The following is a 15,548-nucleotide window of genomic DNA, read 5'->3' as shown; positions in this document are numbered from 1 at the left end:
TTTACGACCTCCCCCGGGCCTGGGTGCCGGGGGAGCTGAAGTCGTGGTGCGCCCGGCAGGAGTCGAACCTGCGGCCTAGGGCTTAGGAGTCCCCCGCTCTATCCAGCTGAGCTACGGGCGCATGAGTAGCGTCGCGCGCCCGGACCTCGAGGTCCGGACGATGGACGACGCGACAAGATGATACGTCGGTGCCAGGTGGTGGGCAAGTGATGTGGGCCGCCGGCGGCGCCTATCAGCGCACGGAAAGCACGTATTTCGTCTGACGGTCCTCGTAGAACTGGATGACGTCCACGTACCAGACGCCCGGGGTGGGCAGTGAGATGGTGAAGGCGCCACCGGGTCCTTCGGTGATGTCGCGATAGTCCCAGTCGCCCTCGTCCGCCCAGGTCTCGATGGGGCTGCCGTACTTGAGCGCCAGGTCGAGGTCGTGGTCGGAGTCGAGCATGACCGTGAGTGTCGGGGTGCCGTCGGGCACCGTCACCGTGTAGGAGTGGAAGTTCACGTACTCGGGCACGCCGCCGATGACGCTCGAGGTCTCCTTGCCGATGGCGAGCTCACCCACGGTGCAGAAGTCGCACGGCCCCACGCCGCTGCTCCCCGGACCGTTGGAGGCCTGCGAGGTGCCAGATTGCGTGTCGGTGCCGGACGGTTGAGGAGGAGTCGCTCTTACCCCGGAACGGCTGGTGGCCCGTGCAACGTCCGGCACGTTCGGGCCGATGACGGCCCAGCCGAGGCTGATGGGGCGCACGTAGGCTTGCTCCTCGACGTCGAGCTCTTCGTACTTCACGGTCCTGCCGGCGGTTGGGACGCCGATCAGGTAGCCGTTCTCGTCGAACGCCCCGCCGCCCGAGTTACCGTGTGCGATCTTACCGTCGGTCTTGATCCACTGTTTGCCGCCGCTCTCGAAGTTCTCGCCGAGCCAGCCCGACATCACGCCGGCGGTGAAGGTGATGGTCGAGCCCGAGATGCCGGGGTAGCCCACGATGGTGATGGCGTCACCGGGGATGAGCTGGTTGGAATCGCCCACCTGAACGTGTGGGAAGACGAAATCAGCCGCAACGGGCGTCTCGTCGCTCCACTCCATGATCTTGAGGAGCGCCAGGTCGTGAGTCGGATCGCCAGCCACGTACCTGGCCCAGAAAGTGAACTGGGGCGCCTGGTCCGTGAACTCGGGGTCGGTCACCCAGATCGTGTGCCACTCGTAGTGACTCCGCGTGTCGAGGTCGCCGGCCACGTGGAAGTTGGTGAGTACGTAGCCCGACGGGCTGATTATCGTGCCGGAGCCCGACCAGCCCACGAGGTCGTCCGTTCCGCCGTCGTAGGGGATGATCTGCACCACCGCCTGAAGTATCCCGAGCCGGACCTCGCGCGGCATCGCCTGGGCCGTCACGGTGGCGGCGAAGGCAAGCGGCAGCAAGAAGAGCATGGAGCGGATGAAACGCATCGGGATTCCTCCTAGCAGGACCATATGCCAACGATTCTACCCGGACCTGATAGCGTCTAGGACGTGACATCGCCAACACCTCGAAGTGGCACCTCGGTGGTTGGGGCCGCCGTGACGGCGCTATTCGTCGGCCTCGGACCGGCGGCCGCGTTGGGCGTAGGGCGCTTCGCTTACGCCCTCGTGCTCCCGGACATGCTCTCGGCCCTCGATCTCGGGGTGAAGCAGGCGGGCTTCCTCGGCAGCGCCAACACCGGCGGGTACCTGCTGGGCGCCTTCGTCAGCCACAGGGTCCTTGGGGCGCTCGGCTACCGGCGGGGCTTCTACTTGGCGGCGTTCCTGCAGTGCCTGACGCTGCTCTTGTTGGTAACCGCTCCACCCTTCTGGCTCATGGCGGCCCTGCGGCTGGCACAGGGCGTCCTGGGCGGCTTCGTGTTCGTGGGCGGCGCGGCGTTGATCATGGCCGCCGGGGGTAGAGCGCTGGGTCTGGGGCTCTACTTCGGTGGCGTTGGGCTGGGGATCGTGATCTCCACGGCGGTCCTGCCGCTGGCGGGCGATTGGCGCACGGCCTGGATGTGGTTGGGGGTGTTAGGACTCGTTCTCGCCATCGCCGCCCTCGCGGCCTGGCCTCGGTTGGTGGAGCCGGCACCGCCCGCGACCGGCGCGGAAGGGAGCATCGTGGCGATCTGGCCCGCGCTGCTCAGTTACGGGCTGTACGGCGCGGGCTACATCGCCTACATGACTTTCGTGACCTCTCACCTGTCCGTGGCTACCGGGCCCTTCTGGGTCGTTCTGGGGGCCGGCGCCATGCTCAATGGGCCCCTATGGGGACCGTTGACGTCCAGGCTGCACGGGTCGCTTGCCCATGTGGTCGTGCTCCTGGTGTTGACCGCCGCCAGCCTCCCGCCGCTGGTCGCGGCGGCACCGTTCGTATCGGCGCTGTTCTTCGGACTGTCGTTCCTCGGTGTCATCACGGCCATCACCGAGCTGATCCGCGAGCGCCTGCCGGTGGGAGCGTGGCCCCGGGCCGTGGCGCTGTCCACCGCTGCGTTCGCGGTCGGTCAGGCGGTCGGCCCCGCCCTTGCCGGCGCCGTCGGCGAGGCGTTGGGTGGTACTGCCGGCGAGGTCAGGGTCGCGCTCTACTCGGGCAGCGTGCTGCTGTTCGCCGCGCTCGTGGTGGCCGCCGTCGCGGCAATCAACAGGCCTCCCTCTAGAGGGGCGTAACTGCGAACCGCCTCTTACGGTCTAAACTAGCCGTCGTTCTTCGGAGGCCGGATGAGTCTTGCAAGCATGATGGACAGGGCAGGAACGGGCGAGTTCGCCGTCGAGGGCGAGCTGAAGTTCGACAGGCGCACCCCGCTACGCTGGATCGTCTCTCACCTGCTCCGCTACCCGCTGCTGCTGGTGGCTTTCGCCGTCTGCGCCGTCCTGGCCACCTCTCTCACGTCCGCCATCCCCAGTGAAACGGGCCGCGCGTTCGACATCGTGCTGTCGGGCACCGCCACCGTCAACGACGTGTTGCGGGTAGGGCTGCTGATCCTGGGCATGACCGCGTTGCGGGGCGTACTGGAGCTTGCGACGAGCTTCTCGGTGGAAACGCTGGGCCAACGGCTGGAGCGAGACACCCGCCGCGAGCTCTACATCAGCCTCCTCGGCAAGAGCCAGACGTTTCACGACCGCAACCGCGTGGGAGACGTCATGGCCCGGGCAGCCAACGACGTGCGCCAGCTGAAGCCGATGATGAACCCGGGGGTGGCGCTCATCACGGACTCGATCACCAGCTTGGTCGTGCCCATGGTGTTCATCGCGGCGATAGACCAGCGCCTGCTCCTGGCGCCGGCTTTGTTCGTGGTGACCTTCTACTTCGCGCTGCGGTCGTACATGCGGCAGCTGGAGCCGGTGTCCGTGGCCCAGCGCGAGCAGCTCGGGGTGCTGAACGCCGGCCTCAACGAGACCATCACCGGCATCATGGTCGTCAAGTCGACCGTGCAGGAGGGCGCCGAGCGGCTTCGCTTCGCGCGCAACGCCAGGCTCTTCCGCGACTACTTCGTGAAGGCGGGCCTGGTTCAGGCCCGTTACCTGCCGCTGCTGCTAGTCGGACTGGCCCTGGCGGTGGCTTTCGCGCATGGGATTTACCTCGTCTCCCTGGGCGCCATCACCACCGGGCAGTTGGTCGCTTACATCGGCCTGATGGGCGTCATGCGCTTCCCGGCGTTCATCTCGATCTTCACGTTCTACCTGGTGCGGATGGGCCTGGCCGGCGCCAAGCGCATTCTGGAGCTGATCAACGCCGAGGTCGACCTGGACGAGAACGTTGGCGGCTACGCGGGAAGGATCGTCGGCGCCATCGAGTTCGACGGGGTCTCGTTCGCCTACGAAGTCGCGGGCAGGAAGGACGCGCTCACCGACGTGAGTTTCCGCGTGGAGCCGGGTCAGACGGTGGCCATCGTCGGCCAGACCGGCTCGGGCAAGAGCTCGTTGACGAAGCTCGTCAACCGCATCTTCGACGCCGGCGCTGGCAGCGTGCGCATCGACGGCGTGGACGTCCGCGACTGGAACTTGGAGTCCCTGCGCTCGCAAGTCTCGGTCATAGAGCAGGACGTGTTCCTCTTCTCCCGCTCGGTGGCGGAGAACATCGGCTTCGGCCTCGGTGACGCCGCCACCCGGGAAGACATAATCGACGCCGCGAAGGCGGCGCAGGCGCACGACTTCATCCTTGGCTTCGAGGACGGGTACGACACCGTCATCGGTGAGCGCGGCCAGACCCTTTCGGGCGGCCAGCGCCAGCGCCTGGCGATAGCGAGGGCGTTGCTGACCGACCCGCGCGTGCTGATACTGGACGACTCCACGAGCGCCATCGACAGCGCCACCGAGGACGCCATCCAGCGCGCCATGAACGTGGTGCTCGAGGGCCGCACCACCCTCATGATCACGCACCGCCTGGCCCAGATCCGGCGCGCCGACCTCGTCCTCGTCATGCATGGCGGGCGCCTCGTCGATCAGGGCACCCACGCCGCACTACTCGAGCGCAACGACCTCTACCGCCGGATCTTCCTGAGGTACGACTGATGGGCTTCATCATGGACGGCCTCGCGGCCGAGGGCTACGATCGCGAGTACAGCGACCGCCAGTTGGTGCGGCGCATCTTCGCCTACTTCAGGCCACACCTGGTCCTGATGTTGACGGTCGGCGTGGCCGTGTTGTTGGCGGCCGTCCTCGACGCGTCGTTGCCGATCCTCGTGTCGGCGGGCATCGACCGCCTCGCTGACGCCACCGACCTGCGTGCCGAGATCTGGAACCGCGTCGGTTGGCTGGTGGCCGCCTTCGCTCTGGCCGGCGTGCTCTCCTGGGGCTTCAACTTCCTACGCCAATGGCTGAGCGCGCGGGTGGTCGGCGACGTCGTCCTCACCCTGCGCAACGACGCGTTCGACGCCGTCATGCGGCGCGACATGTCGTTCTACGACGAGTACTCCACGGGCCGCATCGTCAGCCGCGTGACGTCCGACACCCACGACTTCTCGACCGTGGTGACGCTGACGCTGAACCTCATAGGTCAGGTGCTCCAGATCGCCATCCTCCTGGGCGTCCTGTTCTACATCGACGTGCGGCTCTCGCTCATCGCCCTGGCCATCGCGCCGGTGGTCGTGGCCATCGCCCTCGCGTTCAGGCAGGTGGCGCGCGTGGTGACGACGCAGGCGCGCCGGGTGCTGGCCGAGGTGAACGCGAACGTCCAGGAGACGCTCACGGGCATCTCGGTGGCGAAGACGTTCCGGCAGGAACCCGCCATCTACCGCCAGTTCGTGGGGGTGAACGACCAGTCCTATCGCCTCAACCTGCTGCAGGGTTACATCTTCTCGGCCATCTTCCCGGTGCTGGGCATCGTCGGCGGCGTGGGGACGGGGTTGATCGTCTACTTCGGCGGCGCCCGCGCCCTCGGCGGCGACATCACCACCGGTCAGTGGTTCTTGTTCGTGCAGGCCGTGGCCATGTTCTGGGGCCCCCTCACGTCCATCGCGTCGTTCTGGAGCCAGTTCCAACTCGGGATGTCGGCCAGCGAGCGCGTGTTCGCGCTCATCGACGCCGAGCCGCGCGTGGAGCAGACCGGCTCCGTGAAGCTGGCCGAGGTGGCGGGCCGCATACGGTTCGAGGGACTCGACTTCCGCTACACGGAGCAGGAGACGGTGCTCGCCGGCTTCGACCTCGACATCAAGGCGGGCGAGACCGTGGCGCTCGTGGGTCACACGGGCGCGGGCAAGTCCAGCCTCGGCAAGCTCATCGCGCGCTTCTACGAGTTCCAGGGTGGGCGCCTGCTCATCGACGAGCACGACATCCGTACGCTCGACCTCGACTCCTACAGAAGCCACCTGGGCATAGTCCAGCAGACGCCGTTCCTCTTCACGGGGACCGTGCGCGACAACGTCCGCTACGGCAAGCCAGGTGCTACCGACGAGGAGGTGCTGGCGGTGGTCCAGCGGATGGGTGGGGGAGACTGGCTCGACGCCCTACCCAACGGTCTGGACACCGAAGTGGGCGAGGGCGGCCGAGGCGTCTCGATGGGCCAGAAGCAGCTCGTGGCCATGGCGCGCGTGCTCCTCCAAGACCCGAGCATCCTCATCCTCGACGAGGCGACTGCGAGCGTGGACCCCCTGACAGAGGCGCAGATCCAGGAGGGCCTAGACGAGGTGCTGGCGGGCCGCACCGCCATCGTGATCGCTCACCGGCTCTCTACCGTCCGCGCGGCCGACCGGATCCTGGTTCTTGAGAAGGGTGCCGTGGTGGAGGAGGGGTCGCACCAGGAACTGCTCCAGCGGGGTGGTCATTACGCGGAGCTGTACGACGCCTACTTCAGGCATCAGAGCGCGGATTACGACCCGGTGGCGTAGCCTGAAGCCGTGGAACCCTGGAAGTACATCGTCAACGTGGAGATCGCGGTGGTGCGCTCCGGACGCTACCTGGTGGTGCGGCGCTCGGCAGCCGAGGAGTACGCGGCTGGAGTGCTCGCGCTACCCGGCGGCAAGGTCGACCCGAGGATTGTCGCCGACCACGTTCTTGAGGTTACGGCGAAACGGGAACTGTTCGAAGAAGTGGGCCTGAAGGCAATCCGCCTGGAGTACCTCAAGAGCAAGAGCGTAGAGATCAGGGCCGACACGTTCGGGGTCGACGTCGTGTTCCTCGCCGAGGTGGAGCCGGGGGAACCCACGCCGGGCGATCCGGCGGAAGTGAGCGAGCTGCTCTGGCTGAGCGCCGAGGAGGTGTTCCACAGCCGGGAGGCGCCCGCCTGGCTGGTCGACAACATCCGCGTGGCGCAGGAGCGAGTCGAGGCTCGTGGGTAAGGGGACTTAGGGCTGGGGTGAGACTGTCGTTTGAAGGTTGGCTAAGTGTCAACCGTCCGCAGATGCGGACAGTTGGTCGAGTGAGCGAACCCGCCGCAGGATGCGTTGCACTAGGCCGCTCTCGATGGCGCTCAACAACGATCCGTCTACGAACCGCTCTTGGCGGATGACGACCGTCAGGAGGTTCGCCAGTTGCTGGACGGTGGCTCGTTCCATGACCGTTGGCTCGTCGCGCAGGGATTTGGCCTCGTCCGTCGCCGTCCACTCGCCCCAGTCGAGCTCGCGTCGAACCCAACCGTCTTCGTACGCGATGTTCACCAGCTCGGCTACCTCGGCCGAGTAATCAACGTACCCCAGGTTCCGATGTAGTTCGAAACCTGCTCCCCTCGACCGCAGGCAACCGGCAGCTATTGCCCCGAGCCCGCCGTGGCCCTGGTCGCGGTCATCAAGGCGCAGTCCTTTGGACCAGGCCCACCAGCGGCACGATAGAGAGGACGGGCCCCGCGAGTGCGAACACCACGAGCAACGCAGGCGCCACACCTAAGAGCCAGCCCATCGCGATACCTCCGAGTAGCGAGGCCGAGCCGATCGCGGTATCGAACAGGCCGTAGGCGGTCCCGCGCCGGACCGCGGGGACGAGCTCGGCGACGGCAGCGCGCATGACGCTCTCCTGCAGTCCCATGGCGGCGCCCCATAGAACCATCCCAAGGACTATTGGCCAAGCGCGGTTACCGAGGAACAACAGAGGTGCCGTAGGCAGCGTCAGTAGCGGCAGGCCGTAGAGGACACGCAAGCCGACGCGGTCGTACTCGCGCCCGGCGACGTATGAGGCGACGGCGTCCACGCCCATCGCGAGCGCGAAGAGCAGCGGGATGGTGCCAGCCGCCACGACGTGCGCGGTCTCGAGGCGGTACGCGATCAGCACGAAGTGTGCGAGCCCGGTTACGCCCAGGGTCACGAAGATCAGGTAACGCCAGTAGGTGGGCGAGAACCCTACCGCCGCGGGTTCCGTGGGCGCCGTGGCTGCCGTGGGCTCGCGCGGCGGTTGGAGGCGGCGCACGGTGACGAGGATGGCCAGGGCCACCAGCGCGGGGAGCAGGAGGACGCCGAACCCGAGCCTGTAGCCGCTCCAGGCGACGGCGCCGGCGACTGCGAGCGGACCGATCGTAGCACCGATCTGGTCGAGCAACTCGTGAATACCGAAGGCCTTGCCGCGCCCGATGCCGCCGCCGACGTCGGCCAGCAGTGTGTCACGCGGGGGGTTCCTGATGCCCTTGCCGAGCCTCTCGGCGAACACGAGCGCCGCGGCGGGCGCCACGGCCGACACCAGCGCGAGCGCGGGTAGCGCCAGCAGGTTCACCGCGTAACCGAGGTAGATCAGGGGCCAGGCATGACCTCTGCGGTCCACGAAGCTGCCCGACGCCAACCGCAGGGCGTATCCGAGGAACTCCCCCGCTCCTGCAATGGCGCCTACGAGGAACGGGCTCGCGCCCAACACCGCCAGGTAAGGGCCGACGATGCTCCGGCCCCCCTCGTAGGTGAAGTCGGCGAAGAGGCTCACCATGCCGAAGCCGATGACGAAGCGCATTGCGGCCGAGTTATCCGGTGACTGGGGCTTGGAGGTCATTGCGAGCGCACGTCGCCTTCTCGCTGCTCGCGCGCCGCTCGACGCCGCGCATGATCAGGCGTCGTCAGCCTCGCGGGCGGTTCGCGGCGGACGCCATCGCCGTCGTGCTTGGCGACAAGCTAGCACGGCGCTTGCGAGAGGACAGGCGGCACTGACACGCCGGTAGTCTTGAGGAGGTGGTGCTCGGGAGGCGCTGCTCGGTTAGTAGCGGCAGCGGCTGGGCCTGAGCTCGCGAGCGCTTTGGCGCGATTTCGGCTGCCGGCTGGTCGGCGCTTGCCGACCATGACTCAGTTAGGCAGTGGCTAAGGGCAAGTCGAGATGTCAGTTCTGACGATCTTGCCACTGCCTTGTGATGGGGTCCCACGTTGCCGGCATGGAAACGCCGTTCTCAACTAGCGGTGCAATGAACTGCGTGATGAGATCGGCCAGAGAACGTAGCTAGAGCGGTCGGTGCTCGCCTTGTCCTGCGAGGTTCGCCCGGTAGGTGTGGTACGCCGCACTGGGGAGTTCGGTGAACCCATGGGTCGGCTGAGAGACCGATTCGCGCGTGGCTCGGGTACGATCGGATCTCCGAAGTTGACGCCCAGCCGCACACTCAACTTGGCGGAACCGATATGTGCTGTCAGCGATGCCCTCACGCCTGCGTAGCGGTCAGACTCCCGTATCACGTGGGTCTTGACGCTGCCTGTTTCGAATCGCACGCCTGGGTACGTAAGTACTAGCGAAGCACGCCATAGGCGGCCGCCTCGCCGAAGCGGTGCCGGAGGCGAAACAGGTCCACCACGGTACGTGAGGGGTCGTACACGCGGACGCTCTCGCCGGGAGCGGCCTCCACTTGAGACAGGCCCAGCTCAAAAGTTGGCGCGTCGAACCTCAAGGCCTGAGTGGGAGGGTACGCGATCTGCGGCGTGCGCGTGCCCCTGGGAACGGCGATCTGCACCTTGCCAGGCAGCTCGTCTGTCAGGCCGTGAACCGACGCGGCCGTCAAGCAACACGCGATAGCCACCGGGGAGCGCACCTGCACCGCTAGCAGGTCCGGCCAGGAAGCCGCTGGCGCGTCCGCCCGGCGGAACACGCCGCGCGACAGTTCGATGATTTCGCCCTCGTCGTGAAGTCGGTAGAGCACGCGAGGGTGAACACCAGCGTCCAGCGCTGCGCGGGTGGTGAACGTAGCCGGCAGCGCCAGCCCATTGGTGGATACATGTGTTGCCAGCTCGCGGCTCCCTGGCAGCTATTCTATCCGGATCTTCAACTCTCGTCCGTTGGCCTGCAAAGACTCCAGTCGCTTTGCGATGGGACTCTGGAATTTGAGTGTGCAACCCGCCGGTTCAGCAGTTCGATCCAAGCCTTGGCTTCACACCCCAGAGGCTGCCGACGCCGCGTACTCAACCGTTCTACGAGCAGCAAGGGATGCGTCCGGCTCAAGGGGGGCTGTTGCGGAACTACGCGAGACAGTCCGGCGCAACACCGCCTCCGGGGTAGTGAGCCTTTCGGTCGCTGGGGAAGTGATGTGCGGCTCGATGTGTCACTGCGTTCCCGGGTAAAGTATGTGAATGCCCGGTAAGAAGCCTACTGTTCACGCGCGGTCTCAGGCTCGTTCCATTGCGGCCAGCCTGAGGGTCGAGGGTTGTAGCCTGACCCCTAAGCAGGTCGGAACTATAGCTGACGTGATAGACGGTAAGCGGGACGCGGGGCGCGAGATCCTCGAACTCAAGGCCAGCCTGGCAGCGCGTGTACAGCTCCGAAGATAGGCTCTACTGCTATCCAGATAGCTAGACCCTCAAGAACCTACTCGACATCCGAGACGCTGCCGCTCTGGCCGAAGTCGAGGGTTACATCGTTGGCCTCAGGATGGCTGAGGTGGTCCGTGGGCCTTCCGGCTTCGCCTTCGATTTCGAGTTCTTGAAGGAGTTACACCGTCGCCTATTCAGGGACGTGTATGAGTGGGCCGGTAGGGCGAGGCGGGTAGACATGGCCAAGGGCCAGACTCGCTTCGCCGTATGGGAACAGGTCGAGTCAGAAGCGGAGAGGTTGTTCGACTCCACCGGGGCGGAGCCGGCCTCGGATTCAGGCGCCGAGCGGCAGTGGTTCATCGACACGGCTGCGCCCTTCCTCATCGAGCTGAACGTAATACACCCGTTCAGGGACGGCAACGGACGAACGATGCGATTGTTCGTCGAACTATGGGCCAACTCGATAGGCCTCAAGTTGGATTGGGGCCGGGTCGTACCAGAGAGGATCGTCGAAGCCATGAGCCATGGCGTTTCTCATGACGACAGCCTGTTACGGGAAGTGCTGGATGCTTGCATAGTGCCGCCACGGAAGCGAAAACTTGCCCCGTAACAGTCCAATCGGAGCCGGTAAGAGTGGGGTTTGCGTCCTAGTTTGGTGACAGGTGACTTGGGACGGTCATGCGGTACTGCGGGCATAGCCGCCCGCCCGGTGTGAACGAGTGGTTGCCGGGACGAGTTCGGGACGGTGGTTGCGACAGTTCGAAGAATCCCGCGCCGAAGTGCGTAGCGCGGGATTCTCGTCGTACATGTCCTTCACGTGTTTCAAGCGTGGTCGGGGTGGCCGGATTTGAACCGACGACCACTTGACCCCCAGGCCCTTTCCTGCTTTTCACTCCAGTTCCATTTGGTGTCAGTAGGCGCGTCCCTGACGCTATAACTGAGGCCTCGCTGCCCGGGGACTGCGTGTGCATCGGGGTCAGTTTCCGGGGATTTGGGACAGTTTCTGGGACACTCGAACGACGGTCGACTTTGAGGTTCCATGGCGGATGCTTTCCCGCCGCCAGGTTCATCGAAGCCCATGCGTCGGCCCCCATCGTCTTGAAGTCGCTGCCGAATAGTGTGGTTTTCTTGGGTGGTTGTACGCTCGACGCGTCGAGCGTACCTCGTTGCATCTTTTCGCCCAGCGGGTTGAGGCACACGGCAACTGGAAACGTGAGGCGTAGTGGTCTCTCGAACTGCCTCTGCACTCCTGAGATTGTGGAGAGGGACCTGCCCACGGCGCTCTGGACAAGGTAGTTGAGAGTCTGGGATCGGACGAACAGAGGCGATCGACCTTGTCATAGTCCACTACAGGCTTTTGTCACAACTCTACCGTTTCCGGTATAGTTGTGACATGGCTGCAACAACGAAATACCGAGAGATCGTGCGTGAGATCGCGCTCGACAACTACGGCTTCGTGACTACCAGGGAGGCCGCTGAGGCCGGCGTGCCGGCCATCGAGCTCCCCAAGCTCGCCGCGCGCGGTGGCCTCGAGAACGTGGCATACGGGCTGTACCGGGTGACGGACGTGCCGGGGACTGCCTTCGACCAGTTCGCTGAAGCGCTCTTGCGTGTGGGCGAGGGGGCGTACCTGTACGGCGAGTCGGTGCTGGCCCTGTTCAGGCTCGCTGATGTCAACCCGCGGACCATCAAGGTGGCGGTCAACCGCCGGGCGCGCCCGAACCTGCCACCTTACATCGAACTGGTTCAAGTCAAGGCGGATGAGCGCACGACCTCTTACGAGGGGCTCACGGCGCAGCCGGTCGTTGAGGCGATCCTGGCCTCGCGGGGACGAATCGAGACCGGGCGGCTCCGTGAGGCGGCCCTGCAAGCGCGAGCAGAAGGCCTGCTAACGATGGCCGAGTGGCGGCGCGTGAGGCAGGTGTTGGGAGCGTGAGCTACGTCGGCGTGCCGAAGACCGTGCGCTCCCTCGATCAGCGGATTCGCAACTTGGCCGGCGGCGCCGACCTGGCGTTGCGGCGCCGGACCAGCATGGCGCTGGTAGTGGTCAGCCAGATGCTGCCCGAGGGCGCGATCAAGGGTTGCAGCGCCATGGCGCTGCGGTACGGCCGGAACACGCGCTTCACCCAGGACGTGGATGCCGCCAGGGTGCGGTCGCTCGACCTGTTCCAGGGCGACTTCGAGGAGTTCCTTGCTGTCGGCTGGGAAGGGTTCACCGGCAGGTTGATCAAGCGGACCGCTCCGAAGCCGCCGGCCGTACCCGCCGCCTACGTAATGCAGCCGTTCGAGGTGAAGCTCGATTACCAAGGGCGGTCGTGGTGCACGGTGAAGTTCGAGTTGGGACACAATGAGCTTGGTGACGCGGACGAGCCTGAGTACCAGCTCGCCGCGGACCTTGTGGACCTCTTCACGGAGGTTGGGCTCGAGGCGCCGCGGCCCGTGCCGGTCCTGCGCGCTGAGCACCAGATCGCGCAGAAGCTCCACGCGTTGTCGGTTGATGGAAGCGAACGTGCACGCGACCTGGTAGACCTGCAACTGCTGGAGCAGCGCGAGAACCTCGATCCTGCCGCAGTCGCTGCGACGTGCGCCCGGCTCTTCCGTTACCGCCAGCAGCAGGCGTGGCCGCCGGCCGTCCAGGCGGGAGCTGGCTGGGACACCCTCTACCTGGAGGCGGCCGAAGGCCTGAGTGTGCTGCCCACAGTGGAGGAAGCGGTGACATGGGTGAACGAGTTCATCGAACGCATCGCCGCCGAAGAGGCCTTACTGACCTGAAAGGATGACACCGTCCCTGGGGAAAAGTGGCCGCCGCGCCGACCGATATCTGTAGGGCTGTACAGATATGACATAAAATACTTGCGTGGCTCGCACCCTTACACCCCCCGAAGGCCGCGTCTCCTATGAGTTCTTCGTCGAGAACATGGACTGCGCGGAATGTGCTCGAAACGTTGCTGGCGCCCTCGAGAGTGTTGATGGGATAAGCGACGTAACGGTCAACTTCACAACGCAGAAGTTGCGCTTGTCACTCGAGGAAGCCGTGATCACCCGTGGAGCGGTGGAGCAGAGCCTTAGCCACCTCGGTTACCCACCGAGGGTGACACAGGAGGGTGCGACGGACGATTCCGGGGCAAAGGCGGGAGGGCTGGATCGCCCGCCGCTCTGGTATTTCACGTCTAAGGGCCGCTTCGTGCTCGTCACTGGCGCTCTCCTGGCCGTGAGCGCTTTCCTGGCGCTCGTGTTTCCACCGCTGGCGCCTTGGGGCTTCACGGCCGCTACGGTGCTCGGCGTGGCGCCGCTGGCCAGGAAGGCCTGGGCGAGCGCGCGGCTGGGGCGGCCCTTCACCATCAACACCCTCATCTCCTTGGCCGCCCTGGGCGCGGTGGCGATCGGCGAGGCGCCCGAGGGCGCCATCGTGGTGTTCCTCTTCGCGATCGGCGAGCTGCTGGAGACCGTTGCGGCCGGGCGCGCCCGCGCGAGCATCCACGCGCTGGCGGCGCTGGCGCCCAAGGTGGCGCTCCTGCTCGAAGGCGGGAGGGCGCGCGAGGTGCCCGTGGCGGCGCTGACGGTCGGCGACCTGGTTCGGGTGCAGCCGGGCGGGCGCGTGCCCGCCGACGGCACCATCGTCCAGGGCGCAGCCGGCATCGACGAGGCGCCCGTCACGGGCGAGAGCATGCCGATCGCCAAGGGCGTCGGCGACAGCCTGTTCGCGGGCAGCATCGCCACCGACGCCGTGCTCACGGTGCGCGTCGACAGGCCCGCTTCAGACAGCACCATCGCCAGGATCATCCACCTGGTCGAGGAGGCCGAGGCCAGCAAGGCGCCGGTGGCCAGGTTCATCGACCGCTTCAGCAGCATCTACACCCCCGCCGCCATGCTGGCGGCTTTGCTGGTGGCGGTGGTGCCGCCGCTGCTGTTCGGCGCGGACTGGGGCGAGTGGGTCTACCGCGCGCTGGCGCTGCTGCTCATCGCGTGCCCCTGCGCGCTGGTGCTGTCGGTGCCGGCGGCGGTCACGTCGGGCATCAGCGCCGGCGCGCGCCGGGGGCTCCTCATCAAGGGCGGCGCGGTGCTCGAGGCCATCGGCGACGTCAGGACGGTGGCGTTCGACAAGACCGGCACCCTCACCGAGAACCGCCCGCAGGTAACCGACGTCGTCCCCCTCGCCGCGAGCGAGGACGAGGTGCTCCGGCTCGCGGCGGCGGTGGAGGCGGGCTCGGCCCACCCGCTCGCCAAGGCCATCCTCGAGCGCGCCGCGGGCCTGGAGGTCCCCGCCGCGCAGGACGCGCGCGCCGTGCCCGGCCAGGCGGTCACCGCCACCATCCAAGGCAAGGCGTACGCCGTCGGCTCGCCCCGCTACGCCGCCGAGCGCGCCCCGCTGCCTCCCGCAGCCCAAGCGCAGGCCGCGCGCCTCGAAGACGAGGGCAAGACGGTGGTGGTGCTGCTCGAAGACGCCACCCCGCTGGGCCTCATCGCCATTCGCGACGAGCCGCGCGCGGACGCCGCCGAAGCGGTGCGGCGCCTGGCGCGCCTGGGCGTCAGGAGCGTGATGCTCACCGGCGACAACGCCCGCACCGGCCAGGCCATCGCCGATCGCCTTGGCCTGGAGGCGCGGAGCGAGCTGCTGCCCGAGGACAAGCTCGCCGCCATCGATGACCTCAAGCGCGATGGCAAAGTGGCGATGGTGGGCGACGGCATCAACGACGCCCCCGCCCTGGCGCAAGCCGACGTGGGCGTCGCCATGGGCGGCGGCACCGACGTGGCGCTGGAGACGGCCGGCGCCGCGCTGCTGCGCGCCAACGCCACTGGCGTGAGCGACCTCATCGAGCTGTCGCGCGCCACCATGCGCAACATCCGCCAGAACGTGACCTTCGCCCTGGGGCTCAAGGCCGTGTTCCTCGTCACCACCCTGCTGGGCATCACCGGCCTGTGGCCCGCCATCCTCTCCGACACCGGCGCCACCGTCGTGGTGACCGCCAACGCCCTGCGCCTGCTGCGCTTCCAGCCGAGCCAGGGGAAGGGGCCAGCATGAACACCAGCACGCTGCCCAGCCCTACCGTCGACACTAGCGGCGAGTGCGAGGTGCGCCTCATGCACCCCGACGCCGTGGCGCGCGTCCAGGCCGCCCTGCCCAGCCCGCAGGAAGTCGAGGCAGCCACCGAGCGCCTCAAGCTCCTCGCCGACCCCACCCGCTTCCGCGTCCTGAGCGCCCTGGCGCATGAAGAGCTGTGCGTCTGCGACCTCGCCGCCGTCGCGGGCGTCAACGAGAGCAGCATGAGCCACCAGCTCCGGCTACTGCGCGCCCACGGGCTGGTCACCTTCCGCAAGGAGGGCCGCATGGCCTACTACCGCTTGGTCGACGACGCTGTCGGACCGCTAATAACCAAAGCCCTCGCGACGAGCTAGCCCGTGCGCGAGGCGAC

General features: G+C 66.7%; 13 protein-coding genes, 1 tRNA gene and 1 riboswitch. Of the genes, 9 read left to right on the top strand and 5 right to left on the bottom strand.

What is annotated here, in order from left to right:
- Positions 1-44 precede the first annotated feature (44 nt).
- Positions 45-121 (bottom strand) — tRNA-Arg (locus tag ROY82_06680).
- Positions 122-232: 111 nt separating this feature from the next.
- Positions 233-1,444: a serine protease gene (locus ROY82_06675; GenBank protein MDT3682146.1), complete on the bottom strand. Its 1,212-nt coding sequence runs from the start codon at positions 1,442-1,444 to the stop codon at positions 233-235.
- 111 nt (positions 1,445-1,555) lie between these two features.
- On the opposite strand from ROY82_06675, the gene ROY82_06670 reads away from it, so the two are divergent.
- The 4 genes from ROY82_06670 to ROY82_06655 are packed head-to-tail and all read left to right on the top strand — an operon-like array spanning position 1,556 to position 6,774.
- The gene (locus ROY82_06670; GenBank protein MDT3682145.1) at positions 1,556-2,665 is read left to right on the top strand and encodes a YbfB/YjiJ family MFS transporter; all 1,110 of its coding nucleotides are present in this window, start codon (positions 1,556-1,558) and stop codon (positions 2,663-2,665) included.
- A 51-nt stretch (positions 2,666-2,716) separates the two neighbouring features.
- On the top strand, positions 2,717-4,510 hold the full coding sequence (locus ROY82_06665) for an ABC transporter ATP-binding protein (protein MDT3682144.1): 1,794 nt from the start codon (positions 2,717-2,719) through the stop codon (positions 4,508-4,510).
- Entirely contained in the window at positions 4,510-6,324 is a 1,815-nt protein-coding gene (locus ROY82_06660; protein MDT3682143.1) for an ABC transporter ATP-binding protein, read from the top strand. Before ROY82_06665 ends, ROY82_06660 begins: the two co-directional genes overlap by 1 nt.
- A 9-nt stretch (positions 6,325-6,333) precedes the next feature.
- Positions 6,334-6,774, top strand: coding sequence for an NUDIX domain-containing protein (locus tag ROY82_06655; GenBank protein ID MDT3682142.1), 441 nt, complete (start codon positions 6,334-6,336; stop codon positions 6,772-6,774).
- Between the two features lie 48 nt (positions 6,775-6,822).
- Here ROY82_06655 and ROY82_06650 read toward each other — a convergent pair whose 3' ends face one another.
- The 3 genes from ROY82_06650 to ROY82_06640 all read right to left on the bottom strand — a co-directional run bounded on the left by ROY82_06650 (position 6,823) and on the right by ROY82_06640 (position 9,527).
- A complete protein-coding gene (locus ROY82_06650) occupies positions 6,823-7,314 on the bottom strand; it encodes a DUF6508 domain-containing protein (protein MDT3682141.1) in 492 nt (163 codons plus the stop codon).
- Positions 7,220-8,401, bottom strand: coding sequence for an MFS transporter (locus tag ROY82_06645; protein ID MDT3682140.1), 1,182 nt, complete (start codon positions 8,399-8,401; stop codon positions 7,220-7,222). The genes ROY82_06650 and ROY82_06645 overlap by 95 nt, the downstream gene beginning before the upstream one ends.
- A gap of 48 nt (positions 8,402-8,449) precedes the next feature.
- A riboswitch (Fluoride riboswitch) is annotated at positions 8,450-8,511 on the bottom strand.
- A 608-nt stretch (positions 8,512-9,119) separates the two neighbouring features.
- Positions 9,120-9,527 carry a type IV toxin-antitoxin system AbiEi family antitoxin gene (locus tag ROY82_06640; protein ID MDT3682139.1) on the bottom strand — a complete coding sequence of 136 codons (408 nt, stop codon included), beginning with the start codon at positions 9,525-9,527 and terminating at the stop codon, positions 9,120-9,122.
- Positions 9,528-10,252: 725 nt separating this feature from the next.
- Here ROY82_06640 and ROY82_06635 point away from each other — a divergent pair.
- The 5 genes from ROY82_06635 to ROY82_06615 all read left to right on the top strand — a co-directional run bounded on the left by ROY82_06635 (position 10,253) and on the right by ROY82_06615 (position 15,531).
- Positions 10,253-10,744, top strand: coding sequence for a Fic family protein (locus ROY82_06635; GenBank protein MDT3682138.1), 492 nt, complete (start codon positions 10,253-10,255; stop codon positions 10,742-10,744).
- Positions 10,745-11,527: 783 nt separating this feature from the next.
- Positions 11,528-12,070 carry a hypothetical protein gene (locus ROY82_06630; GenBank protein MDT3682137.1) on the top strand — a complete coding sequence of 181 codons (543 nt, stop codon included), beginning with the start codon at positions 11,528-11,530 and terminating at the stop codon, positions 12,068-12,070.
- The gene (locus ROY82_06625) at positions 12,067-12,906 is read left to right on the top strand and encodes a nucleotidyl transferase AbiEii/AbiGii toxin family protein (protein MDT3682136.1); all 840 of its coding nucleotides are present in this window, start codon (positions 12,067-12,069) and stop codon (positions 12,904-12,906) included. The genes ROY82_06630 and ROY82_06625 overlap by 4 nt, the downstream gene beginning before the upstream one ends.
- Before the next feature lie 85 nt (positions 12,907-12,991).
- Positions 12,992-15,157 carry a heavy metal translocating P-type ATPase gene (locus ROY82_06620; GenBank protein MDT3682135.1) on the top strand — a complete coding sequence of 722 codons (2,166 nt, stop codon included), beginning with the start codon at positions 12,992-12,994 and terminating at the stop codon, positions 15,155-15,157.
- Complete coding sequence (locus tag ROY82_06615; protein MDT3682134.1) at positions 15,154-15,531, top strand: metalloregulator ArsR/SmtB family transcription factor; 378 nt, start codon at positions 15,154-15,156, stop codon at positions 15,529-15,531. The genes ROY82_06620 and ROY82_06615 overlap by 4 nt, the downstream gene beginning before the upstream one ends.
- Positions 15,532-15,548 lie beyond the last annotated feature (17 nt).

Origin of the sequence: Truepera sp. (assembly GCA_032027045.1) — a bacterium.
Classification (GTDB): domain Bacteria; phylum Deinococcota; class Deinococci; order Deinococcales; family Trueperaceae; genus JAAYYF01.
Note: the sequence above shows the minus strand (reverse complement) of the source record. Positions and strands in the feature narration are given on the sequence as shown.